The 26,414-nt window shown below is 72.1% G+C and carries 23 protein-coding genes; 16 read left to right on the top strand and 7 right to left on the bottom strand.

Annotation, left to right across the window (positions count from 1 at the left end):
* The first annotated feature begins 68 nt into the window (after positions 1 to 68).
* Together ACWCSV_RS28140 and ACWCSV_RS28135 are read left to right on the top strand one after the other, a co-directional pair.
* A complete protein-coding gene (locus ACWCSV_RS28140) occupies positions 69 to 1,295 on the top strand; it encodes a right-handed parallel beta-helix repeat-containing protein (protein WP_451146889.1) in 1,227 nt (408 codons plus the stop codon).
* Positions 1,296 to 1,520: 225 nt separating this feature from the next.
* Positions 1,521 to 2,651, top strand: coding sequence for an NADH:flavin oxidoreductase (locus ACWCSV_RS28135; protein WP_451146887.1), 1,131 nt, complete (start codon positions 1,521 to 1,523; stop codon positions 2,649 to 2,651).
* Positions 2,652 to 2,839: 188 nt separating this feature from the next.
* Here the strand turns inward: ACWCSV_RS28135 and ACWCSV_RS28130 are convergent, their stop codons facing one another.
* The gene (locus ACWCSV_RS28130; protein WP_451146885.1) at positions 2,840 to 2,965 is read right to left on the bottom strand and encodes a hypothetical protein; all 126 of its coding nucleotides are present in this window, start codon (positions 2,963 to 2,965) and stop codon (positions 2,840 to 2,842) included.
* 214 nt (positions 2,966 to 3,179) lie between these two features.
* Here ACWCSV_RS28130 and ACWCSV_RS28125 point away from each other — a divergent pair, with 214 nt between their 5' ends.
* Positions 3,180 to 4,571, top strand: coding sequence for an ammonium transporter (locus tag ACWCSV_RS28125; protein WP_451146883.1), 1,392 nt, complete (start codon positions 3,180 to 3,182; stop codon positions 4,569 to 4,571).
* Complete coding sequence (locus ACWCSV_RS28120) at positions 4,568 to 4,906, top strand: P-II family nitrogen regulator (protein ID WP_451146881.1); 339 nt, start codon at positions 4,568 to 4,570, stop codon at positions 4,904 to 4,906. The genes ACWCSV_RS28125 and ACWCSV_RS28120 overlap by 4 nt, the downstream gene beginning before the upstream one ends.
* A 147-nt stretch (positions 4,907 to 5,053) precedes the next feature.
* Here the strand turns inward: ACWCSV_RS28120 and ACWCSV_RS28115 are convergent, their stop codons facing one another.
* Both ACWCSV_RS28115 and ACWCSV_RS28110 read right to left on the bottom strand, forming a co-directional pair.
* Positions 5,054 to 5,950 (bottom strand): class II fructose-bisphosphate aldolase, encoded by an 897-nt coding sequence (locus tag ACWCSV_RS28115; RefSeq protein ID WP_451146879.1) that lies wholly within the window; start codon positions 5,948 to 5,950, stop codon positions 5,054 to 5,056.
* 167 nt (positions 5,951 to 6,117) lie between these two features.
* Positions 6,118 to 7,008, bottom strand: coding sequence for an SIS domain-containing protein (locus ACWCSV_RS28110; protein WP_451146877.1), 891 nt, complete (start codon positions 7,006 to 7,008; stop codon positions 6,118 to 6,120).
* A gap of 308 nt (positions 7,009 to 7,316) precedes the next feature.
* Here ACWCSV_RS28110 and ACWCSV_RS28105 point away from each other — a divergent pair, with 308 nt between their 5' ends.
* From ACWCSV_RS28105 to ACWCSV_RS28055, 11 genes are all read left to right on the top strand, one after another.
* Positions 7,317 to 8,117 (top strand): DeoR/GlpR family DNA-binding transcription regulator, encoded by an 801-nt coding sequence (locus tag ACWCSV_RS28105; protein ID WP_451146875.1) that lies wholly within the window; start codon positions 7,317 to 7,319, stop codon positions 8,115 to 8,117.
* Positions 8,118 to 8,979: 862 nt separating this feature from the next.
* Positions 8,980 to 10,209, top strand: a complete 1,230-nt coding sequence (locus ACWCSV_RS28100; protein ID WP_451146873.1) for an ATP-binding protein — start codon at positions 8,980 to 8,982, stop codon at positions 10,207 to 10,209.
* Positions 10,206 to 10,610 (top strand): roadblock/LC7 domain-containing protein, encoded by a 405-nt coding sequence (locus ACWCSV_RS28095; protein WP_327176957.1) that lies wholly within the window; start codon positions 10,206 to 10,208, stop codon positions 10,608 to 10,610. The genes ACWCSV_RS28100 and ACWCSV_RS28095 overlap by 4 nt, the downstream gene beginning before the upstream one ends.
* Positions 10,607 to 10,981 (top strand): DUF742 domain-containing protein, encoded by a 375-nt coding sequence (locus tag ACWCSV_RS28090; RefSeq protein ID WP_451146871.1) that lies wholly within the window; start codon positions 10,607 to 10,609, stop codon positions 10,979 to 10,981. The genes ACWCSV_RS28095 and ACWCSV_RS28090 overlap by 4 nt, the downstream gene beginning before the upstream one ends.
* Positions 10,956 to 11,546 (top strand): GTP-binding protein, encoded by a 591-nt coding sequence (locus ACWCSV_RS28085; protein ID WP_451146869.1) that lies wholly within the window; start codon positions 10,956 to 10,958, stop codon positions 11,544 to 11,546. Before ACWCSV_RS28090 ends, ACWCSV_RS28085 begins: the two co-directional genes overlap by 26 nt.
* Positions 11,547 to 11,607: 61 nt before the next feature.
* On the top strand, positions 11,608 to 12,996 hold the full coding sequence (locus ACWCSV_RS28080) for a cytochrome P450 (protein ID WP_451146867.1): 1,389 nt from the start codon (positions 11,608 to 11,610) through the stop codon (positions 12,994 to 12,996).
* A 244-nt stretch (positions 12,997 to 13,240) separates the two neighbouring features.
* Positions 13,241 to 14,380 carry a cytochrome P450 gene (locus ACWCSV_RS28075; RefSeq protein WP_451146953.1) on the top strand — a complete coding sequence of 380 codons (1,140 nt, stop codon included), beginning with the start codon at positions 13,241 to 13,243 and terminating at the stop codon, positions 14,378 to 14,380.
* A 4-nt stretch (positions 14,381 to 14,384) separates the two neighbouring features.
* On the top strand, positions 14,385 to 15,200 hold the full coding sequence (locus ACWCSV_RS28070; RefSeq protein WP_451146865.1) for an enoyl-CoA hydratase/isomerase family protein: 816 nt from the start codon (positions 14,385 to 14,387) through the stop codon (positions 15,198 to 15,200).
* A 121-nt stretch (positions 15,201 to 15,321) separates the two neighbouring features.
* A complete protein-coding gene (locus ACWCSV_RS28065) occupies positions 15,322 to 17,094 on the top strand; it encodes an NlpC/P60 family protein (protein WP_451146863.1) in 1,773 nt (590 codons plus the stop codon).
* A gap of 256 nt (positions 17,095 to 17,350) precedes the next feature.
* Positions 17,351 to 17,716 carry a PH domain-containing protein gene (locus ACWCSV_RS28060; protein ID WP_451146861.1) on the top strand — a complete coding sequence of 122 codons (366 nt, stop codon included), beginning with the start codon at positions 17,351 to 17,353 and terminating at the stop codon, positions 17,714 to 17,716.
* Between the two features lie 72 nt (positions 17,717 to 17,788).
* Positions 17,789 to 18,166: a VOC family protein gene (locus ACWCSV_RS28055; protein WP_451146859.1), complete on the top strand. Its 378-nt coding sequence runs from the start codon at positions 17,789 to 17,791 to the stop codon at positions 18,164 to 18,166.
* 19 nt (positions 18,167 to 18,185) lie between these two features.
* Here the strand turns inward: ACWCSV_RS28055 and ACWCSV_RS28050 are convergent, their stop codons facing one another.
* The 3 genes from ACWCSV_RS28050 to ACWCSV_RS28040 form a co-directional block, all read right to left on the bottom strand.
* Positions 18,186 to 18,989 (bottom strand): peptidoglycan recognition protein family protein, encoded by an 804-nt coding sequence (locus ACWCSV_RS28050; RefSeq protein WP_451146857.1) that lies wholly within the window; start codon positions 18,987 to 18,989, stop codon positions 18,186 to 18,188.
* A gap of 150 nt (positions 18,990 to 19,139) precedes the next feature.
* Complete coding sequence (locus ACWCSV_RS28045) at positions 19,140 to 20,366, bottom strand: cation:proton antiporter (protein ID WP_451146855.1); 1,227 nt, start codon at positions 20,364 to 20,366, stop codon at positions 19,140 to 19,142.
* Between the two features lie 149 nt (positions 20,367 to 20,515).
* A complete protein-coding gene (locus tag ACWCSV_RS28040) occupies positions 20,516 to 22,033 on the bottom strand; it encodes an alpha/beta hydrolase (protein WP_451146853.1) in 1,518 nt (505 codons plus the stop codon).
* A 261-nt stretch (positions 22,034 to 22,294) separates the two neighbouring features.
* Here ACWCSV_RS28040 and ACWCSV_RS28035 point away from each other — a divergent pair, with 261 nt between their 5' ends.
* The gene (locus ACWCSV_RS28035) at positions 22,295 to 24,583 is read left to right on the top strand and encodes an MMPL family transporter (RefSeq protein WP_451146851.1); all 2,289 of its coding nucleotides are present in this window, start codon (positions 22,295 to 22,297) and stop codon (positions 24,581 to 24,583) included.
* Positions 24,584 to 24,661: 78 nt separating this feature from the next.
* Here the strand turns inward: ACWCSV_RS28035 and ACWCSV_RS28030 are convergent, their stop codons facing one another.
* Positions 24,662 to 26,254: a DEAD/DEAH box helicase gene (locus ACWCSV_RS28030; RefSeq protein WP_451146849.1), complete on the bottom strand. Its 1,593-nt coding sequence runs from the start codon at positions 26,252 to 26,254 to the stop codon at positions 24,662 to 24,664.
* Between the last annotated feature and the right edge of the window lie 160 nt (positions 26,255 to 26,414).

Genomic DNA, 26,414 nt, shown 5'->3' with positions numbered 1-26,414 from the left:
CCCGCTCCTCCCCCCACGGCTCCGCCGCTCCCCCGGCGCGGCAGGCCGGACAACCTGGAGACGAAACGATGCAATTCAAGCCCCTGATCGCAAGCGTCGGCGTGCTCGCCGGGACGGTGATCGCACTGTCCGGCCCCACCGCACAAGGCGCCGCCCTCCCCACCGCCTTATCCCTCGGCGCCGGGGCGAGCAGCACCGCCCCCCTGGCCGCCGGCGCGCTGTACGTGGCGCCGGGCGGCACCGACGGCGCGGCGGGCACGGAGTCGGCGCCCACCACCCTGACCTCGGCCATCTCCCGCGTCACGGCCGGCGGGACCATCTATCTGCGCGGCGGGACCTACACCCCCGCGCAGACGGTCACCGTCCCGCAGGGCCACGACGGCACGGCGGGCGCCCTCACCACGCTCGCCGCCTATCCGGGCGAGTCCCCGGTGCTGAACTTCTCCGCACAGACCGAGGCCACCACCAACCGGGGCCTCGCGCTGAACGCCTCGTACTGGCACCTCGACGGCATCACGGTCGAACACGCCGGTGACAACGGCATCTTCGTCGGCGGCAGCCACAACGTCATCGAGCACACCGTGACCCGCTTCAACCGCGACTCGGGGCTCCAGCTCTCCCGGATCGCGTCCGACACCCCCGAGGACGAGTGGCCGTCCGACAACCTGATCCTGAGCGCGGAGTCGCACGACAACGCCGATTCGGACGGCGAGGACGCGGACGGCTTCGCGGCGAAACTGACGGTCGGTCCCGGGAACGTCTTCCGGTACGCCGTGTCCCACAACAACATCGACGACGGCTGGGACCTCTACACGAAGACCGACACGGGTCCCATCGGCCCGGTGACCATCGAGGACTCGCTCTCGTACGGCAACGGCACCCTCAGCGACGGCACCGTGAACTCGAACGGCGACCGGAACGGGTACAAGCTCGGCGGCGACGACATCCCCGTCGATCACGTGGTCCGGCGCAGCATCGCGTACGACAACGGCCACCACGGGTTCACCTACAACAGGAACCTCGGCACGATCGCCCTGTCCGACAACGTCAGCATCGACAACGCCGAGCGCAACTTCAGCTTCGACGGAGGCACTTCGGTCTTCCGCGGCAACACCTCCTGCCGCAGCGGCGACGGGTCGAACGACAAGACCATCGGGGACGCGGACAGCTCGAACCAGTTCTGGTCCGGTACGAACGGCTCCCGGTGCTCCGCGTACAGCGGCGCCCTGGGCTGGTCCTTCGCCTCGGACGGCAGCCTCGTGGTGACCTTCGGCGGCAACCGGGTCACGCCGTAACCCGGCCTGCTCCGGCGGCCCGCCCCCACCGCGTCGCAGCGGTGGGGGCGGGCCGCTGCCCGCGGTCGCCGTGGCCGTCCTTTCGCGGTCACCGTCACCACCGCCCCGCGAAGAGCCGGTACGCGGGAGATCTCGGCCACAACGGGTCGGGGCCGGGAAGCCTGAGCGGTGGACCGGTGTTGAGCTGCGGGGGTACCCGACACCAGCCGACGAAGAGGACTCGACGTGACCGATGTGACCGCCCTTCCCGGAGCCCACCGCGCGGCGGAGGCCCTCTCGCGCCCGTTCACCGTGCGCGGGCTGACCTCGCGCAACCGGATCGCCATGGCGCCCATGACCCGCGCGTTCTCCCCGGACGGTGTCCCCGGCCAGGACGTCGCGGAGTACTACGCCCGCCGCGCCGCCGGCGGGGTGGGGCTGATCATCACCGAGGGCACCTACGTCGATCACCCCTCGGCCGGGACCAGCGACCGGGTGCCGCGCTTCCACGGTGAGGACGCGTTCGCCGGCTGGGCCGATGTCGCCGACGCCGTGCACCGCGAGGGTGGCGCGATCGTTCCCCAGCTGTGGCACGTGGGCGTGACCCGCACCGAAGGCGCCCCGCCGTTCACCGACGCGGAGCCGGTCGGCCCGTCGGGCATCTCCCTCACGGGCGAGCCCAAGGGACGCGCCATGACGCAGCAGGACCTCGACGACGTGATCGCGGCCTTCGCCGACGCGGCCGCGGCGGCCGAGCGCCTCGGCTTCGACGGTGCCGAGCTGCACGGCGCCCACGGCTACCTCATCGACCAGTTCCTCTGGTCGGGCAGCAACCGCCGTACGGATGCCTACGGCGGCGACCTCGTCGCGCGCACCCGTTTCGCCGCCGAGATCGTGGCGGCCTGCCGGGCCGCCGTCTCCGACTCCTTCCCTCTCATCTTCCGCATGTCCCAGTGGAAGTCGGACGCGTACGACGCGAAGCTCGCGGAGACCCCCGAAGAGCTGGCCGCCCTGGTCACGCCGCTGGCCGAGGCCGGTGTGGACGTCTTCCACGCGTCCACCCGCCGCTACTGGCTGCCGGAGTTCGAGGGCTCCGACCTGAACCTCGCCGGCTGGGTGAAGAAGATCAGCGGCCTGCCGACGATCACCGTCGGCTCGGTCGGTCTGGACGGGGAGTTCTTCAACGCCTTCCGGGGCCTGGGCTCTCCGGTCACCGGCATCGAGCAGCTGCTCGACCGGATCGAGCGCGACGAGTTCGACATGGTGGCGGTCGGCCGCGCCCTGATCGCCGACCCCGAGTGGGCGGCGAAGACGCTGGTGGGGCGGACCGAGGACATCGCCCCGTTCAACGCGGAGATGCTGAAGTCGCTGCGCTGACGGTGGGCCGTGGGTGGAGCCGGGAGCATCGACCGGCTCCACCCACGGGTCTCTTCGCACTCCCCCGGAGGCCTCCACCCGGCTCCACCCAAGATCCACCCGAGTTCCACCCACGGGTTGAGGGCAATCGTCGGCGACCGGCGGATAGTCGAACGCATGACAGCCTTCGACTCGATCCTCTCCGCCGGTCACGGCACCAGCAGCCGCCCCTTCCAGGTCACCACCGCAGGGGCGCGCACCGCACGGGCGCGCACGACTCTGGTGCGCACGGCTCTGGTGCGCACCGCGCGGGCGTGCACCGCGCCGGCGCGCACGCGCCCAACTCCGCCCGGGTGCCCGCCCACTGAGCCGCCGGGCCGCCCCGCGTACCGGCCACCCGCCGGCTCCGCACCGCGCACCGGGCGTTGTTCCTTACGTCACCCTCGGGCAATGAAATGCGCCGGAAACTTCCGCGTACTCCGTACGTAACGCGCGCCCGCGACCCTCTCCTTCGCCGGAACCCCACGCCGCCCCGAGGAGGGCCCCCTGGTGACCCCCGCTCCCCTTGCCTCGGCAGCTCTCGACACGGGCGATACCGCCTGGCTGCTCGCCGCCACCGCACTCGTCCTGCTGATGACTCCGGGGCTCGCCCTGTTCTACGGCGGCATGGTCCGCGCCAAGAGCGTCCTGAACATGCTGATGATGAGCTTCGTGGCGATCGCTCTGGTCACGGTCGCCTGGCTGGTCGCCGGGTACTCCCTCGTCTTCGGCGACGACTCCTTCGCGGGGCTCATAGGCGGCTTCGACCACCTGGGGCTCGCCGACATCGGGCCCGGCACCCTGACCGGCGGCGTTCCCACCCTGCTGTTCGGCACCTTCCATCTGACCTTCGCGATCCTCGCGGCATCGCTGATCAGCGGGGCGGTCGCGGACCGCATGCGGTTCGCGGCCTGGGTGGTGTTCGTACCGGTGTGGGCCCTTTTCGTATACGTTCCGGTCGCGCACTGGGTCTGGGGTCCTGGCGGGTGGATCACGCGGACGCTCGGCGCGCTGGACTTCGCCGGGGGCCTCGTGGTGGAGATCGCCTGCGGGGCTTCGGGGCTGGCGCTCGCGCTGGTGCTGGGACCGCGCATCGGCTTCAAGAAGGAAGCCATGCGCCCGCACAACCTGCCGATGGTGATCCTCGGTGCCGGACTCCTCTGGTTCGGCTGGCTGGGCTTCAACGGCGGTTCGGCCCTGCACGCGGACGGGCTGGCGGCGGCCGCGGTCCTCAACACCCTGGTCGCCGGGTCGACCGGCCTGCTCGGCTGGCTCTTCGTCGAGCAGAAGCGCGACGGTCACCCGACCACCTTCGGCGCGGCGTCGGGGGCGGTCGCCGGGCTGGTGGCGATCACGCCCGCGTCGGGCACGGTCGGGGTGCTGGGCGGTGCGGGGGTCGGCCTGGCGGCGGGCGTGGTGTGTTCGTACGCGGTGGCCTGGAAGTTCCGGTTCGACTTCGACGACTCGCTCGACGTGGTGGGCGTCCACTTCGTCGGGGGCGTCGTCGGCACCCTGCTCATCGGGGTGTTCGCCACCGCCCCGATGACCGGCGGCCCGGAGGGACTTCTCTACGGCGGAGGGCTCGCCCTGTTCCTGAAGCAGGCGGTGGCGGTACTGGTCGTGTCCGCGTACACCTTCCTCATGACCTACGGGATCGCCAAGGCGATCGACCGGTCGATGGGGCTGCGCGCCTCCAGGGACGACGAACTCGCCGGCCTGGACCGGACGGTGCATGCGGAGAGCGCCTACGATCACGGCGTCCAGGGCCTCGCCTCCCCGCAGGCGCACGTCCCCGGCAGCCACCCGCACGGCGCTCATCCGCACGGCGCCCACCAGCAGGTCGCCCAGGCGCCCGCCGCCCGGGCGAACCCGCCCACCAAGGACAGGATTCCGCCCTCATGAAGCTCATCACCGCGGTCGTGAAGCCGCACCGCCTCGACGAGGTGAAGACCGTTCTCCAGGAGCACGGTGTGCAGGGCCTGACCGTCACGGAGGCCAGCGGGTACGGACGACAGCGCGGCCACACCGAGGTGTACCGGGGTGCCGAGTACCGCGTGGACCTGGTGCCCAAGATCCGTATCGAGGTCCTCGTGGAGGATGCCGACGCGGACGCGGTCATCGACGCCGTCGTCCGCGCGGCCCGGACCGGCAAGGTCGGTGACGGCAAGGTGTGGGCCGTCCCGGTGGAGACCGTCGTACGCGTCCGTACCGGGGAGCGCGGCCCGGACGCGATATGACCCGCCCGAGGTGACCCCGGCTCACGGTGACCCCCGCTCACGGTGACCCCCGCTCACGGGGAGCCAGGGTCACGGGGAGCCAGGGTCACGGGGGCGCCGGCGCACAGCGACACCGGCTCACGGCGACCCGGGCGCGGGCGCGGCGGGTCAGCGTGCGGGAGCCTGCGCGACGACGGAGGCGACGGGGGCGACGGCTCCTTCGAGGACGCCAATGAAGGCGGTGACCGTGCGGCTCATCGCCGTGCGGCCGAGACCGAGGTAGCCGCGCGGGTCCACCGCCCGGGGGTCGTCGGCGAGGTGGGCCCGCACCGCGCCGGTCATCGCGGTGTTCAGGGCCGTACCGATGTTGATCTTCGCGATGCCGCCGGTGACTGCCCGCCGCAGCTCCGCGTCGGGTACGCCCGAGGAGCCGTGGAGCACCAGCGGGATGTCCAGCGCCTCGCTCAGCCGCCCCAGCAGACGGTGGTCGAGGTGTGCCGTACGGACGGTCATGGCGTGGGAGCTGCCGACGGCCACCGCGAGCGCGTCGACACCGGTGGCCGCCACGTACGCCCGTGCCTCGTCCGGGTCCGTCCGGGCGCCGGGGGCATGGGCGTCGAGCGGCGCCTCGCCGTTCTTGCCGCCCACCTGACCGAGCTCCGCCTCCACCCACAACCCGTGCCGGTGGGCCCAGAGCACGGCGGCCCGGGTGGCCGCCACGTTCTCCTCGTACGGCAGACGGGAGGCGTCGAACATCACCGAGCCGAACCCGCACTCGGCGGCCTGGTGGAGCAGCGGGACGCTGTGCACGTGGTCAAGGTGGAGCGCCACGGGCACCCCGGCCGCCCGCGCCGTCTCCGCGGCGGCGCGGGCCAGCGGGACGGGGCGGCCGTGGTGGAACTTCACCGCGTTCTCGCTGATCTGGAGGATGACCGGCGAGCCCGCCCGCTCGGCGCCGTCGACGATCGCCTCGGCGTGTTCCAGGGTGATGACGTTGAAGGCCGCGACGGCCCGGTGCTCGGCGGCGGCTGCGGCGACCAGGTCACCGGTGGCTGCGAGGGTCATGAGCGTGTCTCCAGAACGGTGGCGAACGAGGAGTACGGCAGGGACGGAACAGCGGGCACGACGAGAAGGCGGATCAGGGGTACGGCCGGTCAGCGGGCACACCGGAAGGGGAGCGGCGGGCACGGCCGACCGGCACGCACACCGGGAAGAGGAGCAGCGGGCTCCGGTTACGCGCCTTCCTGGAGGACCACCGAGCGCGTCAGGTGACGCGGCCGGTCGGGGTCGAGGCCGGAGGCGGTCGCGCGGGCGACGGCGAGCCGCTGGACGCGGATCAGGTCGGCCAGCGGGTCCAGGCGGCTCTCCACCCACCGGGCCCCGGTGGCGCGCAGTTGCCCGGCGAGACCGGCGGGGGCGGTCCCGAACATCCAGGTGGCCGTGGTGTCCGTGGCGATGCTGATCGGACCGTGGCGGTACTCCATCGCCGGGTAGGACTCCGTCCAGGCCAGCGAGGCTTCCTTCATCTTCAGCGCGGCCTCGTTGGCGAGGCCCACCGTCCAGCCCCGGCCGAGGAAGGAGAGCTGGGTGGCCTCGACCAGTCCCTCGGGCAGCGGCTCCGAGAGAGCCGTTCCGGCATCGGTCACCACGGCGTCGGTATGCAGCCCCAGATGGGCGCGGAAGAGGGTGAGCGCGGTGGTGGCGAACCGCGTCTGCACCACGGACTCCTCGTCCGCGAAGGCGAGTTCGACGATGTCGTCGGAGACCGCCCGCACCTCGGCGCTGGGCACGGCCGTGACGACGACGGTACGGGTCGTACCGTGCAGCCTGCCGAGCAGTTCCAGTACCTCGGTGGTGGTGCCGGAGCGGGTGAGGGCGACGACCCGGTCGTAGCGACGGCCGACGGGGAACTCGGAGGCGGCGAAGGCGTCCGCCTCGCCGAGTCCGTTGCTCTCACGCAGCGCCGCGTAGGCCTGCGCCATGTAGTAGGAGGTGCCGCAGCCCACGATGGCGACGCGTTCGCCGTGGGCGGGGAGGGCGGCCTTGGCCTGCGTGGACGCCAGCTCGGCGGCACGGCGCCAGCAGGCGGGCTGGCTGGCGATCTCTGCTTCGACGAAGGTCACGGAGTGCGCTCCTGACTGCGGGGACTGACGGAACTGACGGACGGAGCTGCGGGGCGGGACTGCGGGGCGGGACTGCGCGGCCGAACAGCAGGACGAACAGCAGGACGGACTGCGGGACGAACCGATGCAGCCCTATGCTCGTTCCTGCACGTTAGCGGCTCCAATCGAGCATTTTCAAGCATGCCAACCCCCACTTCTTTCACCGTTCGATCATTTCCGCTGCTCGTGTCAGGCTTGCGCCTGTCCGGTTTTCGCCCCTGCGCGCCGTCCGGAGCCCCGTACGCCACACACATCCGAGGAGAGCGCCTGTGTCCAGGGACGCCCGGTGGAATGCCCTGCTGGAACTGCTCGCCGCGCACGGCCGGGTGGAGGTGGAGGAGGCCGCGTCGACCCTGGAGGTGTCGGCGGCGACCATCCGCCGGGATCTGGACCAGCTCGCGGAGCAGCAGATGCTCACCCGGACCCGGGGCGGCGCGGTCGCGCACGGGGTCTCGTACGAACTCCCGCTGCGGTACAAGACGGCGCGTCACGCATCGGAGAAGCAGCGCATCGGCCGCGCCGTGGCCGACCTGGTGCCGGCGGGCGGCGTGGTGGGCCTGACCGGCGGCACGACGGTCACCGAGGTCGCGCGCGGCCTCTCGGTACGTACGGACATCGGCGGCGACAGCGCGGCCGGCAGCAGCGCCCCGCCCGCGCTGACCGTGGTGACCAACGCCCTGAACATCGCGAACGAACTGGTGATCCGTCCGCAGATCAAGATGGTGGTGACCGGCGGAGTCGCCCGCCCCCAGTCGTACGAGCTCACCGGTCCGCTGGCGAGCGGGGTGCTGGAGGAGATCACGCTCGACGTCGCCGTACTGGGCGTCAACGCGATCGACGTCCGGGAGGGCGTGTACGTCCACCACGAGGGCGAGGCGGCCGTCAACCGGCTGCTGGCCGAGCGCGCTCAGCGGGTGATCGTGGCGGCCGACTCCTCGAAGATCGGCCGCCGGGCCTTCGCCAGGGTCTGCGAACTGCGCCGGATCGACGTGCTGGTGACCGACACCGCCATCGACGACGAGGCCGCGGCCGGGTTCCGCGAGGCGGGCGTGACCGTCATCGCCGTCTGAACCTCATCCAGCCGCGCCGAGCCCCGGCCTGAACCTCATCCAGCCGCGCCGAGCCCCGGCCTGAACCTCATCCAGCCGCACCGAGCCCCGGCCTGAACCTCATCCAGCCGCACCGAGCCCCGGCCTGAACCTCACCCGGCCGCGCCGAGCCCCGGATCCGCGAGCGACCCGGCACCCACGCCCCGCCGCACCACCCCGCGGAGGCCCCACGAGAGGGCGGCACCAGGCCCCGCAGCGCCCCGACCGAGCCCCGTCGCGCCCCGCCAGGCCCCGCAGCGCCCCGCCAGGCCCGCCCCGCAGCGCCCCGACCGGGCCCCGACCGGGCCCCGCCGCGCCCCAAATCCCCCCGCACCACTCCCGCAAAAGCGGCCCGCCGCGCGCCCGCACGACCCCCACCGCATCCCCGCACGATCCCCACACACCCCACACCACCTCCGCGCGTCGCTCCCCGCACAGCCACGCACGCCACCGAACGGCCATCTCGCGGGCCCCGCACCGCAATCGCGCCGACGCCCGTGCACCGTGGACACACGTGTCACCACCAGACAGTTCGTCGCCTCGAACGGACATCCCCCCGCACTCCGTACGCATATGACGGTGGATCATAAATGCGCATATTCGGTCGAGACCACGCAACTGACGTTCAGGAATTCACACTTACATATGCCAGCTGTGTAAGATCAACTGACTTCCAGTGGGCTGATGGCGTATGGGGGGCGCTCCGCAAGGGGTGACAACCTCGGCCCCGACTTCGGAGGGGCATTCCCTGCATGGCGCAGTCCAGGGCTCGTTGAGCCAGGGAATGCGGCAGGCACGGGGGCGTCAAGCCGTATCCGTAGCCATGGCACTTGAAGTGAGTCTCATGACATTTCCACAGGACGCTGTCCTCTGGGCACTGATGGTCGTAGCACTGGTCGCCGTTGGCGCCGTGTTGCGGGCTCGTAAAACCAATATCAAACTGCGCAGGCAGACCAACGAGCTCAGAACCGAGCGCGAGGGCCTGTGGCGGCAGCGCGACGAGTGGCAGGCCGCACAGACCGGCCTCCTGCACCGGCACGCCGCGGAGCTGGCCGACGTCCGCAAGGACGCCGAGGAGGAGACCAAGGCCGTCCTCAAGGCGGCCGTGCGTACCCTCCAGGGCCTCGCCGACCAGCAGCAGGTCGTCATCGAGAAGGCTCAGACGAAGTACGGCGACGACCCGCAGATCCTCGCCGACCTCATGGCGATCGACCACGCCAACAGCCAGTTCGGCCGCCGGGCACAGGGCATCGCCGTGCTCTGCGGTGGCTGGCTCGGCCGCCGCGAGACCGTCGCCTCCGTCTTCGACGTGGCCCGCAGCGCCCAGGGCCGTATCCGGCACTTCGACCGGGTCCGGATCAACGGGCAGGTGAACTTCTCGGTGGTCAGCAAGGCCGTCGAGCCGGTCGCCGTGGTCCTCGCCGAGCTGATGGCCAACGCCACCAACTACTCCGCCCCGGGCACCCCGGTCGAGATCAACATCCAGGCCGTGCCCTCGGGCGTCTGCCTCATCGTGGACGACGCCGGTCTCGGCATGGGCCAGGAGGAGAAGGACCGCGCGGGCGCTCTGCTCGACCCCCGTGCGGAGATCACCGTCTCCAGCCTGGGCATCCCCCCTCAGTTCGGGTTCGCCGTCTCCGGCCTGCTGGCCGCCCGTTACGGGTTCAGGGTTTCGGTGGACTCCGTATCCCCCTACGGAGGTGTACGCGCGGTGGTTCTGCTCCCCGACGAGCTGCTGACCGGCGACGTGCCGCCGATCCCCGTGCCGGTCACCCGGGAGACCTCGGCGCCGTCCGTGCCGTCGCTCCCGGCGCGTACGGCCCCGACCGCACCGACCCCGCTGTTCCCCGACGCCGTACGGCAGGAGCCCTTCGCGCCCACCGCGCCGCCGGCCACCACCGCCGGCGGTCTGCCCAAGCGCCGCCGTCAGAGCCCGGTCTCCGTCCTGCCCACGGCGGCGGCCGAACCGGCTCCGGTACGCAGCAACCACGAGACGGCCTCCCGGCTCGGCGCTTTCCAGCGGGGCACGCGGTCCGGACGTGACACGACGATGGAAGGAACCGAGAACCAGTGAATCCCGACCTGTCGTGGGTACTCGACGACGTGCTCCAAGTACCAGGCGCCCGACACGCCATCCTCGTGTCCGCCGACGGCCTGCTGCTGGCCAGTTCGGCCGACATCGGCCGTGACGACGCCGAGACGGTCGCCGCCGCCATGAGCTCGATGCAGTCGCTGAGCCGGGCCGTCGCCCCCTTCATCGGCACCCGCGCGCCCGGCCAGTGGCGGCAGACGCTGCTGGAGTACGAGGACGGCTGGATCTTCCTCATAGCCGCCGGCAGCGGCGCCTATCTGGCCGCCGCCGCGGCGGCCGACGTGGACATGGAAGCCATGTCGTTCCGCATGCAGCAACAGGTCGGAGCGGTCGGGAAGGCGATGAGCACACCTCCTCGCCAGACGGCGGGAAGCGACGCATGACGGCCCGGGGCGAGGAAGAGGCCGTCTCCAGCGGATTCGTCCGCTCGTACGTCATCACCGGCGGGCGCGGTCTGCCCGACGCGGATGCACTCTCCCTCGTCACGCTCGTCACCATCGCCCCGGACCGGGAGATGCCCCCGCAGGCGGGCCCCGAGGTCCGGGCGATCTGGGAACTCTGTTCCGGCGGCTACCTCTCGGTCGCGGAGGTGGCCGGCCACCTCCAGCAGCCCGTGGGGGTGGCCCGGCTGCTGCTCCAGGATTTAGCGGAACAGGGCCACCTGATCCGGCGCAAGGCCCCGCCCGCCGCCCAACTCGTCGACCGGAAGATCCTCGAAGAGGTGTTGCATGGACTCCACGTCCGCTTCGGCTGAGAACATCTATGTGCCGGATGCGGTCCAGCGCGCGGCGAAGATCCTCGTCGTCGGACATTTCGCCGTGGGCAAGACCACGCTCATCGGCACGCTGTCCGAGATCACTCCGCTGCGCACCGAGGAGCGGATGACGCAGGCCGCCGCCCACCTGGACGACCTGCGGAGCGCGCCCGGCAAGGAGACGACGACGGTCGCGCTGGACTTCGGCCGTCTGACGCTCAGCGACGAACTGGTGCTGTACCTGTTCGGCACCCCGGGCCAGCAGCGGTTCGTGCAGCTCTGGGAGGACATGGCGCGCGGGTCGCTCGGCGCTCTGCTGCTGATCGACCCGGGCCGGCTTGCCGACACCTTCCCGGTGATCGACCTCGTCGAGCGGTACGGCCTGGAGTACGCGGTCGCCGTGAACAGCTTCGACCCCGCGTCGCAGCACAGCGAGGACGAGCTCCGCGAGGCGCTCGACCTGCTGCCGGACACTCCGGTGATCCACTGCGACGCGCGTGACCAGAAGTCGTCCGCGCAGGCCCTGATCACGCTGGTGCAGCACCTGCTCGCCCGCGTCGCCTGACCCCCTGAGAGCCCCACCCCCACGGGCCGGTTCCGGCCCGCCTTCACACCGAGGAAGAGACATGGACCCGTCGCCGGGAGCCAACCCGCACGGCGCCCCCTCCGGGTGCCCGATGCACCAGGAGCGACAGACGTCGCTCTACGGCCCTGAGTTCGCGGCCGATCCGCATCGCGTGTACGAGGCGCTGCGCGCCCACGGAGCCGCGGCACCGATCGAGCTGGCCCCCGGCGTGGAGGCCACCCTGGTGGTCCAGCACGAGGCGGCGCTCCGGGTCCTCCAGAACCCGTCGCTCTTCGCGCGGGACTCCCGGCGGTGGACCGCGCTGCGCGAGGGGCAGGTCCCGCTCGACAGCCCGGTGCTGCCGATGATGGCGTACCGGCCCAACTGCCTCTTCACGGACGGCACCGAGCACCTGCGACTGCGCAAGGCCGTCACCGAGAGCCTCGCCCGGCTGAACCCCAGCCGGCTGCGGCGGGACGTCGAGCGCATCGGTGACTACCTGATCGACCAGTTCATCGAGCGGGGCAGTGCCGACCTCCTCGGCGACTACGCGAAGCTGCTGCCGCTGCTGCTCTTCAACCAGCTCTTCGGCTGCCCCGGCGACATCGGTGACCGGCTGACCCGTGACATGTCCGCCATCTTCGACGGCGAGGACGTGCTGCGCGCCAACACCCGTCTGACGGAGTGCCTGATGGAGCTCGTCGCCCTCAAGCGGCGGCAGCCGGGCGAGGACATCACCTCCTGGCTCATCCAGCACCCGGCCGGGCTCAGCGACGAGGAACTCAAGGACCAGCTCGTCGTGCTGATGGGCGCGGGTGTCGAGCCGGAGCGCAACCTGATCGCCAACGCGCTGCTCGCCATGCTGTCGGGCGATGCGGACGGGGGCGGCCACCGCGGCGGCGGGCTCCTGGTGGAGGACGCCATCGACGGGGTGCTCTGGAACAACCCGCCGATCGCCAACTACGCGACGCACTTCCCCGTTCAGGACGTCGACCTCAACGGCTTGATCCTGAAGGCGGGTACGCCCGTACTGATCAGCTTCGCCGCCGCCAACAGCGACCCGGACCTCAACGCCGCCCGCGAGACCATGGCGAAGGGCGCCCACCTCGCCTGGGGCGCCGGACCGCACGTGTGCCCGGCGAAGTCCCCGGCCCAGTTGATCGCCCTCACCGCCATCGAGAAGGTGCTCAACTCCGTGCCGGACATCGCTCTCGCGGTGCACCCGTCGGCCGTCGAGTGGCGGCCGGGGCCGTTCCACCGCGCGCTGGCCTCCCTGCCGGTGGTCTTCACCCCGACGGCAGCCCGTCACGGAGTGACGCACCATCAGACCATCGCATCCGCAAGGGTCTCCGCCGAGCCGTCGCAGGTGACGCCCCGTCACCACGCGGCCGACACGCCGAAGAAGAACAAGGGTTGGTGGAGCTCCTTCCTCGACGTCTTCCGCGTATGAATTGACCATTCCTGAGGCATATACCTGTGACATGGCCAACAAAGATCGGCGCATGAGCGGGACATGCCCGCGGGTAGGTTCTGGGCGGTAACCGGCTGCCCAGGACAAGGAACTCTCCGTGAGTGCGAAAAGTGGCATAACCAAGCCCGTCGTCGACCGCCGGGCCCTTGTCACCCTTCTGCGCGCACTCAGATCACCGGACGGGCAGGCCAATCCCTTCTCCCTGCTCGCCGAACTGCGGGCCATGGGTGACGTCGTCCCCGCCCCCTGGGGCGGGTACTTCGTCACCGGCTTCGACTCCGCGAACCAGGTGCTCCGGGGACGCGGCTGGCTGGCGCCCGACTTCGCGTGGCAGGAACGCCAGGAGGACGCCGGGCGCTGGGACGCCGTCGCCACCCAGGAGATGACCAAGACACTCGCGCGCCTCAACGCCCCGGAACACACCTGCCAACGGCGCAGTCTCGGCAACCTCTTCGACCGGTCGACGATCGACCGGCTCACCCCGCAGGTCGAGGAGCACGTCCGGGGGCTGCTCGACGGCCTGGCCGGGGCGCTCGAAGGCGGCGGCGAAGCCGACTTCGTCTCCCTGGTGAGCGACCGGCTCCCCATATCCACCATCGGCGGCTGGCTCGGCATCCCCACCGAGGACCACGACCACATCCTGGAGATCACCCACAACCAGGTGCACGCCCAGGAGTTGCTGCCGAACCGCAGCGAGCTGGCCGTCTCCGCCGATGCCACCGCGCACCTGCGGAAGTACTTCACCCAGCTGGTCCAGGAGCGCCGCGACCGCCCCCGCCACGATGTCCTCACCGGCTGGATCCACACCTGGGACGCGCTGGAACCGGACCGGGAGACGGCTGACGAGATCCTCTACCGGCTCACCATGTTCGTCACCATCGCCTCCCTGGAGACCACCGCCACCCTGCTCTCCTCCGTCGTGTCCCTGCTGGCCGGCGACCCCGGGCGCTGGGCGACGCTGCGCGCCCACCCGGAGCTGGTCGACGACGCGCTGGAGGAGGTCCTCCGCTACGACCCGCCGATCGCCATCAACACCCGGGTCGCCGCCGAGGACACCGAGCTGGCGGGCGTCACCATCCCCAAGGACGCCATGGTGCATGTCATGTACGGGGCGGCCAATCACGATCCGCGCCGCAACGAGGACCCGCTCACCTTCGACATCGGGCGCCGCGGCAACCACCTCACCTTCGGCGGCGGCGTCCACTACTGCCTCGGCGCGGCCCTCGCCCGCCTGGAGGCGCGCTCTCTCCTCGTCCAACTCCTCGACCGCTTCCCGGACATCCGGGTTTCCACCCCCGCCACGTACGCCTCACGGATGGTCTTCCGACGCGTGACCTCCCTCGGCGTGACGAATCGAATGTGACGACATGAAACTCCCGCTCTCCGAATTCCTCTCGCCCTACGGCCGCCGTACCGGCACCGTACGCACGCTGCGCGAAGGCCCCGTACTCCGCGTCGAGCTGGACCGCGCCGCCGAGGGCAACACGGTCACCGAGGCGATGCTCGACGACCTGCTGACCGTCCTCGCCGTACCGGACCCGGAGGTACGCGTCCTCGTCCTGAGCGGCGCCGGACCCGACTTCAGCCTCGGAGGCGACCGCAACGAGTTCGCGGACTGGCTCGACGAGGACCCCACCGGGAGCGGCATCCGGATCGCCGGCGACAAGGCCCGCCGCGTCTGCGAGGCCCTCACCGGCTGCCCGGCCGTCACCGTCGCCCGCGTTCAGGGCAAGGTCATCGGTGCCGGCCTCGCGCTCGCCCTCGCCTGCGACCTGCGCGTCGGTGCGGACACCACCACCTTCCGCCTCCCGGAACTCGCCCTCGGCCTGCCTACCGCCTGGGGCGGCGTGCTCCCCCGTCTGATCAACGAGATCGGTGCCGCCCGCGCCCGGGAGCTGATCCTCACCGGCCGCGTCTTCGACGCCCAGGAGGCGTACGAACTCTCGGTCCTCCAGAAGGTCGTGCCCGAGGCCGAACTCGACCGGGCCGTCGCCGAGTGGACCAAGCCGATCGTCCGCCGCCCCGAGTCGGCCCTCCGCGTGACCAAGGCCCTCTTCGCCTCCTACGCGGCCCCGACCCGGCTGGCCGACCCGTCCCTCCTGGACGCCGAACTCATGGCCTCGGTCGCCGCCGCCCACCACTACGCCCGCAACAGCGGCTCACGGGAGGCCCGGGCGCGGTAGACCGCGGCCCAGGCCGTACCAGCCACCCACGGGGGGTGCCTCCGGGAAACGGGGTGCCCTCGGGAGGACGTTTCCGGCGCCGCCCGTTCCCCGAACCGTTTCCTCATACGATCATGGCCGCATGCCACCCACGTCCCGCCGCACCATGCTTGCGGCCTTCGCCGGTGCAGCCGCCTCCGTGCCTCTCGGCACGACGGCTGCCATCGCCTCGCCCGGAACGTCGACACCCGAGGCCGCCACGCCCGCCGAGGCCCTGTCGGCCGTGACCGGGGTGTCCGCGTCCCTCACCTCCCCCCGGTCCTCCGTCACCCTCGGCACGCTCGATCCCGCCTGGTTCACCGCCGTCTCCCTCGGCACCTTCACCACGAGCGTGCTGCCGGGCACCCCCGAGCGCCTGGAAGTCACCTGCGGCTCACGCCGGGTCGCCGTCCTGACCAGGGGCGCGCGCACCGCCGTCCTCACCGGCCCCGAGCGCACCTTCACCGAGAACAAGCGGCCCTTCGTGGACGACTTCCGGCGCACCCTCCCCGACCCGGCGCTGCCGGTCGCGGACCGCGCGTACTGGGGAACCTCGCCCGCCGGGGGCAGTTGGTCCACGCTGGGGCCCGTCGACACCGACTACGCCGTGGTACCGGGGAGCGCCACCCTCGCGCTCACCACCGACTACGCGAGCCGCCACGCCACCCTGCGGGACGACGCGATCACCGACGTCGACGTCCGCGCGACCGCCCGCTTCGACAAGGTGCCCACCGGCCAGGCCTGTTCGTACGCCCTGTCCTTCGGCTACCAGGACACCCACAACAACTACCGCGCCAGGCTGTCCTTCCTGACCACGGGCACCGTCGAACTGCGCGTGGAGAAGGAGGTCGCGGACACGGTCACCCAGCTGGCCACCGCCACCACCCTCGCCACCGGCGTCCCGGCCGGCACCGACTGGACGATACGAGTCCTCCGCGAGGGCACCCGCATCCGGGCCAGGGCTTGGCGAACGGCCACCACCGAGCCCACCGCCTGGGCGGCGGACATCACGGACACCACCTTCCCCAAGGGCCGGGTGGGCCTGCGTGCCCTGGCCAACCAGGGCTGCACCAACCTCCCCGTCACCCTGTCGGTGAGCCGCTTCCAGATCGACGCCGCGACCTGGCAGCAGCCGCCGACCGTCACCCACGACACCTGGGTACGCGTCCTCCCCGAACCCTTCGACGGCACCTGGACCCCCGCCCTGGAGCAGACCGTCCGCGTGTGGGCGGGCTCCCCCGCCCCCGACGTCCTGGCCCACGCGGCCGCCTTCCTCCCGGGAGCCCCCGCCGTGACCACGGCCACCACCCCGGCGACGGGCAAGCAGGTCATGGGCGAGGCCGGCTACGGCTACCTGGACCCGCAGGGCTACCGCTACGAGGGCGCGGACTTCCACGAGTACATGGGCACCGGCTGGACCTTCCCCGACGGCACCCGTACCGGCCCTTCCACCGAGCAGGCCGGCAACCTCGACTGCTCCGGGTACGTACGCATGGTCTACGGCTACCACCTGGGCATCCCGCTCGCCGCGGGCCAGGACACCTCCGGGACCCGCATCCCGCGCCAGTCCCGCCACATGGCCGACAACACCCCCGGAGCCCGGATCGACCGGACCGACGGCACGAACCCGCCCGCCGCCCAGCAACTCCAGCCCGGCGACCTGCTCCTGTTCAACGCCGACTCCGGCGACGACACGGTGACCGCCACCGTCGACCACGTCGGCATTCACCTCGGTACGGACACCACGGGCAAGCGCCGCTTCCTCTCCAGCCGCAAGACCGCCAACGGCCCCACCATGTCCGACCTGGGCGGCGCCTCCCTCCTCGACGGCACCGGCACCTACGCGACGAAGCTCCACACGGTCCACCGCATCTGAGCCCGGCAAGGGGCGGCACGGCGGGCGGCGGGCGGCGGGCGGCGGGCGGCGGGCGGCGGGCGGCGGGCGGCTGCGGAACGGCTCAGTCCGCGAACGGACGCACGCCGTCCGGGGATCCCCCACCCGATCCGGGCAACCATAGGAACGACCGCCGCACCCGTTCCGCCCGCCCACCCGGCGCACCGCCCACCACCGGCACCACGCCGCGCGCCACCGCCGCACCCACCAACACCACACCACCACCCCGAGGGACCCCATGGCCTTCTTCGGCAACGCCCACACCGTCGACCCCGCCACCGCCCAGCAGGACTACGCCCGCCTCATGGGCCCCGGTGAACAGATCCAGGCGGCGTTTCTGCTGATCAGGGACACCATCCTGTTCACCGACCGCCGGCTGCTGCTGGTCGACAAGCAGGGGATCACGGGGAAGAAGGTGGAGTACCACTCCGTCCCGTACCGCAGCATCACGCACTTCTCGGTGGAGACGGCCGGACCGTTCGATCTGGACGCGGAGTTGAAGATCTGGATCTCGGGGATGCCGGTGCCGATCCAGAAGACCTTCACGAAGGGCGTCGACATCTACGAAGTGCAGGCGATTCTCACGCAGTTCGTGGCACGCTGAGCGGCCGGCCGCACCATACCCGCACGTAACAAATCCCTGCGCACCGGCCCCCTGCCGTGATCGGCTGGTCCCATGACTTCTGCGATTCGCCACATCACCGTCGACTGCGCCGATCCGCACACGCTCGCGAGTTTCTGGGCCGCCGTCCTGGGCGGCGAGCTCGCCGGGGACGACTTTCCGGGGGACCCCGAGGCGTCGGTCACGGCGGGCGCGCACGCGTTGCTGTTCATCGCGGTCGAGGACCAGAAGTCGGTCAAGAACCGGCTGCACCTCGACCTCCAGCCGCAGGACCGTACCCGGGACGAGGAGGTGGCCCGGTTGGTCGGTCTCGGGGCCACGCTGTACGAGGACCACCGGAAGCCGGGCGGTGCCGGGTGGGTGACCTTGCACGACCCGGAGGGCAACGAGCTGTGCGTCGAGCGCGGCGCGGAGGAGCGGGCGCGAAGCTGAAAGGAGCGGCACGTGCCCCTCACTGCCCCGCTGTCCGCTTCCCCGTCGCCCGGGCCTTCGCCGGGAGGAGGTCCGCGCTGCCGCTGGCGGCCTTGCGGAGGGCGGCTGTCTTCTCGCGGATCTCGGGGAGTTTGGCGTACAGCGCGTCACCGGGACAGTCGGTGCCGTAGCTGTCGCGGTGGCCCGAAATGACGTTCAGGTCGGCGGAGTTGCCCTTGGGGTAGAGGCTCTCGCTGTTGGTGGAGACCAGCGTGACCATGCCTTGCGGGTCGGTGCCGGGGCGCAGTTTCCAGGCGGCGATGCGCTCGATGGCGTCCAGCATGGGCTGCGGTACGGGGGTGTTCGGGTCGGTGAAGGTGCCGAGGGCGGCTATCCCCACGGTGTCGGCGTTGAAGCCCTTGGTGTGGGCGCCGCGCACCGAGCGGGTGACTCCGCCGGCGCGCCCTTCGTAGATGGTGCCGCAGCGGTCGACGACGAAGTTGTAGCCGATGTCGTCCCAGCCCTCGTCGTTGACGTGGTCGGACTGGACGGCCCGCAGCATCTCGGGGGCGTCGTCGCAGTCGTACCGGTTGCCGTTGTTCGTGTGGTGGATGAAGACGGCCCGGGCGGCCCCGGTGTACTGCGCCTTCTCCTTCACGATCGTTTCGTCGGCGTGCCAGGCGGCGCGGCTGACGATCCGGGGTTCGGCGGGCACCCGTATCCGCTCCGGGGCGACGGCGGCGGCGCGCTCCGAGGAGGGAGCATGCACGGCCGGGCCGTCCCGGAGTATCAGGAAGGCCAGCGTCAGGAGTACGGCTCCTGCGGCCAATCGGCGGGACCACATGGGTCCACCCTGCGTCGCCGCGCCGGAGTTCGCAGGAGAGCGGGGCAACCGGGTGAAGTCGCGGACCGGATCCCGCCCGACCCCGGTGACCTGCGGGGTTGTGCGGGACATGGGTCGGACGAGGCCTGCGGGCCCCGCCCCGCGCCCGCCTCACCAGGCCTCCCCGCCCCGCTCCGCCCGGGCTCCCCCGGCCCCCGCGTCCGGGCCCTCCTTCCGCTCCAGCAGCCACGGCGCGAGCAGCGGGAACACCAGGACGGAGACCATGGCCGCGCCGACCAGCGCCGCGCCCTCGCCCGTACCGATCACCTTCTCGTCGAGGCCGATCGTGGTGATCGCGACGACGAGCGGCAGGCAGGTGGCCGCGTACAGGGCGAGCGCACCGCGCTCCGGGCGCGAGGAGAGGTCGGGCGGGGCGAGCGCGAAGACGGGGCCGCCGCGCACCAGCAGGAAGAGGAGCAGGAAGGCGGGGAGGAGTGCCAGGGGGCGTCCGCCGTCGAGGAGGGCCCGCAGGTCGAAGTCGATGCCGGTGACGACGTAGAAGAACGGCACGAGGAATCCGAAGCCGATGGCTTCGACCTTGGAGAGGATCGTCCCGCTGCTCCCGGGCACCGAGCCCGTGAGGATGAGCCGGGTCAGCATGCCTGCGGCGAAGGCTCCGAGGAGGGTGTCCAGGCCGAAGAGTTCGGAGAGGCCGAGCATCGCGGCGAGCAGCAGCATCACGTAGCGCACCGCGAACTGGGCGCTGCTGTGCAGGGTTCCGGCGACGAGGCGGCCGAACCAGGCCGGCCGGGGCCGGGACGCCCACCAGACGGCGCCGGCCGTCAGCACCGCGAACACGGCCAGCACCACGCTCGCCGCTCCGGGGCTTCGCCCGCTGAACAGCAGGGCCATCGCGATGATCGGGCCGAACTCGCCGACCGCGCAGAACCCGGTGACGACCGTCCCGAACCGGCCTTCCAGCCGCCCCGAGTCGCGCAGGATCGGCAGTACGGCGCCGAGTGCGGTGCTGGTGAGGGCGGTGCCGATGACCAGGCTGCGGGCGAGGTCGCCGCCGTTGATCGCCAGGGAGATGCCGAGCCCGAGGACGAGCGAGATCACCCAGGCGCCGCCCGCCCGCCGCAGCACCGGGCCGCCGACGTCCGCGAACCGGATCTCGTACCCGGCCAGGAAGATCAGCATCGAGAGGCCCAGGTCGGAGAGGGCGTCGATCACCTGGTCGTGGTGGGCCCAGTCGAGGACGTCCGGGCCGATCAGGATGCCCAGCAGGATCTCGAAGATCACCACGGGTACGGAGAGCAGCCGCGAGACGGAGGCGGCGAGCAGCGGCGCCAGGGCGGCCATGGCCATGATCAGGATGAGGGTGCCGGGGTTGTCCACCGTTCGCATCCTGCAAGAGCCCGCCGCCCGGGCGGGGGACGGACACGCCCCGGTATGTCCGTACCCGCCCGCAGGAGCCCCGCAAGCCCGTGGTTGAAAGTCCCGCCTGTCGGGGGGGACGGCGCTACTTTCAAAACACGCCCAGGCGCTCAGTCCGCGCAGTACGCGTCCCGCGCCGGGCGCCGTCCCGTGGTGAGGAAGGTGCTCACGGTCCGGTCGCCGCAGGTGTTGCCGTTGCCGAGGTACATCCCGTGGCCGCCGTGCTCGACGGTGACCAGGCGGGCCTGCGCACCGAGTGCCGCGCGCATCTTCAGGGCGCCGCTGTACGGGGTGGCGGGGTCGCGGAGGCTCTGGATCATCAGGATGTCCGAGGGCCCGTCGCCGGTGAGCTCGGCCGGCTTGCTCACCGGCTGGTTCTGCCAGAACGAGCAGGGCGTGATGTTGGCGGGCATCCCGGCGGTCAGCGGGTACCGCTCCCGGTCGGCGGCGACCTCCTCGCGGTACGCGTCGATGCCGGCGGGCCACCGTACGTCGTTGCAGATCACCGCGACCATCAGCGCCGCGTCCTGGTCCGGCAGCGGGTGGACGAGCTCCGGCGGCAGTACGGGCACGGCCCGCGGGTCCCGCACGGACCGCACCAGCGCGGCGAACCCGGCGAAGGAGCTGTCGGAGTACAGGGCGTTCTGGAGCTCCTGGCGCAGACCGTTCCCGGTGAGCGGGGCTCCCGGGACGCCGGACTCCCGGGGGGACCGGTCGAGGCGGGCGGCGAGGTCCAGGAGCAGCGGTCCGACGTCCTCGGGGTGTTCGGCGAGCCGCAGCCCGTCCGCCTCGCGGGCCGGGTCGGAGGCCCAGGCGGCGAAGTCGGGGAAGCGGTCGTCGGCGCCGCGCGCCATGTTCGCCAGCCAGCCGCGTTCGACGCGTGCCGGGTCGGGGTCGCCGCTGCTGTCGAGCACCAGCCGGTCGACCCGCCCGGGGTAGGCCTGCGCGTACTGGGCCCCGATGTAGGTCCCGTACGAGACGCCCCACGCCGAGACCTTCCGTACGCCGAGGGCCTGCCGGAACCGGTCGAGGTCGCGGACCTGGTTGGCGCTGGTGAAGCTGCGGAGCACCGCGCCGCCGTTGCGCGCGCAGGCCTCGGCGGTACGCCGGGACCGGGCGAGGTTCTCGTCGATCGAGCCGTCGGCGGCGGGCCAGGACCGCAGGGCGGTGAGCATGCGGTCCTCCTCGGCGAGCCCACAGCCGGCCTTCGTGGAGCCGCCGACCCCGCGCGGGTCGAGGGAGACCAGGTCGTAGCGGCCCTCCGTCGACTCCCGCAGCGCCGCGCCCTTCTGCGTCATCCGCTGGACGCCCGAGCTGCCGGGCCCGCCGGGGATCACCACGAGCGTGCCGCGCCGGGCACCGGGCCGGTCGGAGCGCAGCCGGGAGACGGCCAGGGTGAGGGCGGGGCCGCCCGGGCGGGCGTAGTCCAGCGGTACGGGGAGGTCCGCGCACTCCTGTCCGGCGAGCCCGCCGGTGCAGGGCCGCCACTCCAGGGCGGGGGCGGGAGCGGCGGTGCGCGCGGGCCGGGCGGCGGCCTGGGCCACCGGGGTGACGGCGCAGGTCAGGGTCGCCGCGACGGCGGTGGCGAAGAGCGCGGACGGCAGGGCGTTGTTCCGGTAAGCAGCCATGGCAGAAGGGTGGTTGGTGGATCGCCGCGCACCCATCCGGCAGCCGGGAGGCCCGGGGTGGGGGCAGCCCCCGCGTGGTCTCCTCACCCCGCGCCCCCGACCGGCCCCCGTCACCGCCGTCACCCGTTCCCCCCGCCCCCGCGTGCCGCCCTGTCCGGACACGCTTTGAATGAAGCGCCATGGAGCGCCGTGGGAGCCCAGGAGCGCCATGAAGCGCCGTGGAGCCATGGCGCGCCGTCGAGGAGGCCATCGGGAGGTCCCATGCCGTCGTCACCGGCCGCGAAGTCCGTCCCGCCCCCGCGCCGCGAGAGCGGGGCGCGGCGTCCCACCGGCGGGCTGCGCCGCCTCGGCGCGTGGTGCGCCCGGCACTTCGTGGTGGTGCTGGTGGCGTGGGTGGTGGCGCTGGCGGGTCTCCAGGCGCTCGTCCACGCGTACGGCGGCGACTACTCCGACGACTTCTCGCTCCCCGGTACGCAGTCCCAGAACGGGCTGGACGTCCTCCAGGCGCACGCGCCGTCGGCCGGCGGGTACAGCAGCCAGATCGTCCTGCACGACGCGGACAAGCCCCTCACGGACCTCTCCGACCAGGTCTCCTCGGCGGTCGGCAGTCTCCAGAAGCTGCCGGACGTGCTCTCCGTGCAGAACCCGTTGCCGCCGCCCGGTACCCAGCCGACCCCGCCGCCCACCGGGACCCCGGACACGGGGCCGCTCTCCACGGACGGGAGGACGGCGTACATCACGGTCCGTTTCAGCGTGCAGCCCTCGACGCTCGGTCCGGACTACCTGGACGGGGTGGACCAGGCGGTGCGGCCGCTGCGCTCGGCCGGGGCGCAGGTGGAGTACGGAGGTCCGCTCGGCGAGCTGGCCCGGCCCGAGGCCGACGACCGCACCAGCGAGGCGATCGGGTTCGGCGTGGCGATCCTCGTCCTCCTGATCGGCTTCGGCAGCCTGCTCGCCGCGCTTCTTCCGCTGGTCACGGCGTTGTTCTGCGCGGTGTGCGGGCTGGCGCTGCTGGGGCTGCTGGCCTCCGTGTGGACGTTCGCCACCGTCTCCCCGACGCTCGCCACGATGATCGGCATCGGGGTCGGCATCGACTACGCGCTCTTCCTGGTGACCCGGCACCGGCAGAACCTCATGGACGGCCAGGATCCGGCCACCGCCGCCGGGAACGCCGCCGCGACCAGCGGTCGGGCGGTGCTGCTCTCCGGGTGCACGGTGATCATCGCGCTCTCCGGGCTCTGGGTGTCCGGCATCGGCTTCATCGGGAAGCTGGGTCTCGCGGCGGCTGTCACCGTGGTCACCGCGGTGATCGGCGCGCTGACCCTCGTACCCGCCCTGCTCGGGCTGATCGGCCGGCACATCGACAGGATCCGGGTGCGCAGGCCGATCGCGGAGACGGACGCGGCGCCGGGCGGGAGTGCGCACGGGGGCTGGCACCGGTACGCGGAGCGGGTGGAGCGGCGGCCGTGGTGGTTCCTGGTGGGCGGGGTGGTGGTGCTGGCGGTGCTCGCCTTCCCGCTGTTCTTCATCCAGTTGGGGCACATCGGCGACGGCGCCGACCCGGAGTCGTTCACCGACCGGCGGGCGTACGACCTGATGTCGTCCGCCTTCGGCCCCGGCTCCAACGGCCCGCTGACCCTGGTGATCGACCAGAGCGACGTGCCGCAGGCGGACCGGGCGGCGCTCTCCTCGCAGGCGCAGAAGACCCTCACCGGGGTGACCGACGCCGCGACGGTCACGCAGCTCACCGCCACCTCGGACGGGGACGTGCTGACCGCGACCGCGTACTCCGTCGCCGCCCCGCAGGACGAGCGGACCACCGCCCTGACCAACGACCTGACCGGCACCGTGCTGCCGAAGGCCGTGGCGGGCTACAAGGCGCGGACCTACGTCACCGGCACCACCGCGGCCCAGGTGGACTTCCTGGACATCGTCGCCGGCCGCCTGCCGCTGATCATCCTGGTCGTCGTCGGGCTGGCGTTCCTGGTGATCCTGGTCGTCTTCCGGGGGCTGCTCGTCGCGGTGAAGGCGGCGGTGCTCAACGTGCTCTCGATCGCCGCCTCGTACGGGGTGGTGGTCGCCGTCTTCCAGTGGGGCTGGGGCGGTCCGGCGCTCGGGGTGTCGGGGGACGTGCCGATCGAGAGCTACGTCCCGATGATGATGTTCGCGATCGTCTTCGGGCTGAGCATGGACTACGAGATCTTCCTGCTCTCCCGCATCCACGAGGCCTGGCTGCGCACCGGGGACCCCCGGGGCAGCGTGGCGCACGCGCTGGAGATCACCGCCCGGGTCATCACCTGCGCGGCGCTGATCATGGTGAGCGTCTTCGCGGCGTTCCTGATCAGCGACAACATCGTGGTGAAGATGCTGGGCCTGGGCCTCGCCGCCAGCGTGCTCATCGACGCGACCGTGGTTCGGCTGCTGCTGGTGCCCGCCGTGATGACGCTGCTGGGCCGCGCCGCCTGGTGGACCCCGCGGTGGCTGGACCGCCTGCTGCCGCACCTGGACGCGGAGGGCACGGCCACGGCCCCCGCCGGACGGAGGACCTGACGGCGGTACGTACGGCAGCGCCCCCGCCCACCGGTCGCGAAGGACCGGGGACGGGGGCGCTGCCGTACGGAGGAGCCGTTACGCGGCGCGGTTGGCGCGGCGCACCGCGGCGGCGGCGCGTGCCTCGGGCGTCGGCAGGTCGGTGCGGCGGCCCCGGCCCGCGCCGCCGCCGGAGCGGGCACCGGCGCCCGGACCCCGGCCGCGGCCCATGAAGGCACCGCCGCGGGACTTGCCGGAGGACTTCGGCCGCTCGGACGGCGGGCTGGTGATGACGACCGGGACGCCGGACGGGGTCCGGGCGCCGGTGATCCGGCTCAGCTCGGCCTCGCCGGACCGGACCTGGGCGATCTGCGGGGTGATGCCCGCGTCCTGCATCAGGCGGGTCATCTCGCGGCGCTGGTTGGGCAGCACCAGGGTGACGACGCTGCCGGACTCGCCGGCGCGCGCGGTACGACCGCCGCGGTGCAGGTAGTCCTTGTGGTCGCTCGGCGGGTCGACGTTCACCACGAGGTCGAGGTTGTCGACGTGGATGCCGCGCGCCGCGACGTTCGTGGCGACCAGCACGGTGACGTGACCGGTCTTGAAGCGCTCCAGGGTGCGGGTGCGCTGCGGCTGCGACTTGCCGCCGTGCAGCGCGGCGGCCCGTACCCCGCTGGCCAGCAGGTGGTCGGTGAGCCGGTCCACGGCGTGCTTGGTGTCCAGGAACATGATCACGCGGCCTTCGCGGGCGGCGATCTCCGTGGTGGTGGCGTACTTGTCGGCGCCCTGCACGTAGAGCACGTGGTGCTCCATCGTGGTGACGGCACCGGCGGCCGGGTCGACGGAGTGCACGACCGGGTCGTGCAGGTAGCGCCGCACCAGCAGGTCGACGTTCTTGTCGAGGGTGGCCGAGAAGAGCATCCGCTGCCCCTCCGGGTTCACCTGGTCGAGCAGCTCGGTGACCTGCGGCATGAAGCCCATGTCGGCCATCTGGTCGGCCTCGTCGAGCACCGTGATGGTGACCCGGTCCAGCTTGCAGTCGCCGCGCTCGATGAGGTCCTTGAGCCGTCCCGGCGTGGCGACGACGACCTCGGCACCGCCGCGCAGCGCGCTGGCCTGCCGGCCGATCGACATGCCGCCGACGACGGTGGCGAGCCGCAGCTTCAGCGACCGGGCGTACGGGGTGAGCGCGTCGGTCACCTGCTGCGCCAGCTCACGGGTGGGGACGAGGACCAGGGCGAGCGGCCGGCGGGCGTCCGCGCGGCGGCCTTCCGTACGGGCCAGCAGGGCGAGGCCGAAGGCCAGCGTCTTGCCGGAACCGGTGCGGCCGCGGCCGAGGACGTCGCGTCCGGCGAGCGAGTTCGGGAGGGTGGCCGCCTGGATCGGGAACGGCACGGTCACGCCCTCGGCGACGAGAGTCGCCTTCAGAGGTGCGGGCAGCTCCATCGCGTCGAAGGTCTCGACCGCCGGGAGGCCCGGGTTGATCGTGACGGGCAGCGCGAACTCGCTCCTGCCCGCGGGCCTGCGGCTGCCCTGGCCGCCGGAGCGGCGCGGTCCGCCGCCGGAGCCGCCGGGACGGCCCCCGCCGGAATACCTCGGGCCGCCTCCGAAACCGGAGCCGCCGGAGGAGGAACCACCGGATCGGGTGCGGGAAAACCTGTCGTTCGAGCGGGGCGTGCGATCGCGGTTCATGCAGAACCTTTCCTCGATGGGCACGTATCGAGGGATTCTCTGTGAAGAGCGACGACCGAAAGGGCGCCCAGAATCGCAAGAACGAGCCGATGAACGGGACAAATACGGAAAACAGGAGAACCGGGAGCGGAACTCCTGTCGAAGAACAAGAAACGCCGGA

Source organism: Streptomyces sp. NPDC001770, from assembly GCF_053596135.1.
Note: the sequence above shows the minus strand (reverse complement) of the source record. Positions and strands in the feature narration are given on the sequence as shown.

Bases quoted from the DNA above. Each gene is read 5' to 3' on its own strand.
- ACWCSV_RS28140 (WP_451146889.1), top strand. From the start codon at position 69: ATGCAATTCAAGCCCCTGATCGCAAGCGTCGGCGTGCTCGCCGGGACG.
- ACWCSV_RS28120 (WP_451146881.1), top strand. From the start codon at position 4,568: ATGAAGCTCATCACCGCGGTCGTGAAGCCGCACCGCCTCGACGAGGTG.
- ACWCSV_RS28115 (WP_451146879.1), bottom strand. From the start codon at position 5,950: ATGACCCTCGCAGCCACCGGTGACCTGGTCGCCGCAGCCGCCGCCGAG.
- ACWCSV_RS28100 (WP_451146873.1), top strand. From the start codon at position 8,980: ATGACATTTCCACAGGACGCTGTCCTCTGGGCACTGATGGTCGTAGCA.
- ACWCSV_RS28090 (WP_451146871.1), top strand. From the start codon at position 10,607: ATGACGGCCCGGGGCGAGGAAGAGGCCGTCTCCAGCGGATTCGTCCGC.
- ACWCSV_RS28085 (WP_451146869.1), top strand. From the start codon at position 10,956: ATGGACTCCACGTCCGCTTCGGCTGAGAACATCTATGTGCCGGATGCG.
- ACWCSV_RS28080 (WP_451146867.1), top strand. From the start codon at position 11,608: ATGGACCCGTCGCCGGGAGCCAACCCGCACGGCGCCCCCTCCGGGTGC.
- ACWCSV_RS28075 (WP_451146953.1), top strand. From the start codon at position 13,241: ATGGGTGACGTCGTCCCCGCCCCCTGGGGCGGGTACTTCGTCACCGGC.
- ACWCSV_RS28070 (WP_451146865.1), top strand. From the start codon at position 14,385: ATGAAACTCCCGCTCTCCGAATTCCTCTCGCCCTACGGCCGCCGTACC.
- ACWCSV_RS28065 (WP_451146863.1), top strand. From the start codon at position 15,322: ATGCCACCCACGTCCCGCCGCACCATGCTTGCGGCCTTCGCCGGTGCA.
- ACWCSV_RS28060 (WP_451146861.1), top strand. From the start codon at position 17,351: ATGGCCTTCTTCGGCAACGCCCACACCGTCGACCCCGCCACCGCCCAG.
- ACWCSV_RS28055 (WP_451146859.1), top strand. From the start codon at position 17,789: ATGACTTCTGCGATTCGCCACATCACCGTCGACTGCGCCGATCCGCAC.
- ACWCSV_RS28050 (WP_451146857.1), bottom strand. From the start codon at position 18,989: ATGTGGTCCCGCCGATTGGCCGCAGGAGCCGTACTCCTGACGCTGGCC.
- ACWCSV_RS28040 (WP_451146853.1), bottom strand. From the start codon at position 22,033: ATGGCTGCTTACCGGAACAACGCCCTGCCGTCCGCGCTCTTCGCCACC.
- ACWCSV_RS28035 (WP_451146851.1), top strand. From the start codon at position 22,295: ATGCCGTCGTCACCGGCCGCGAAGTCCGTCCCGCCCCCGCGCCGCGAG.
- ACWCSV_RS28030 (WP_451146849.1), bottom strand. From the start codon at position 26,254: ATGAACCGCGATCGCACGCCCCGCTCGAACGACAGGTTTTCCCGCACC.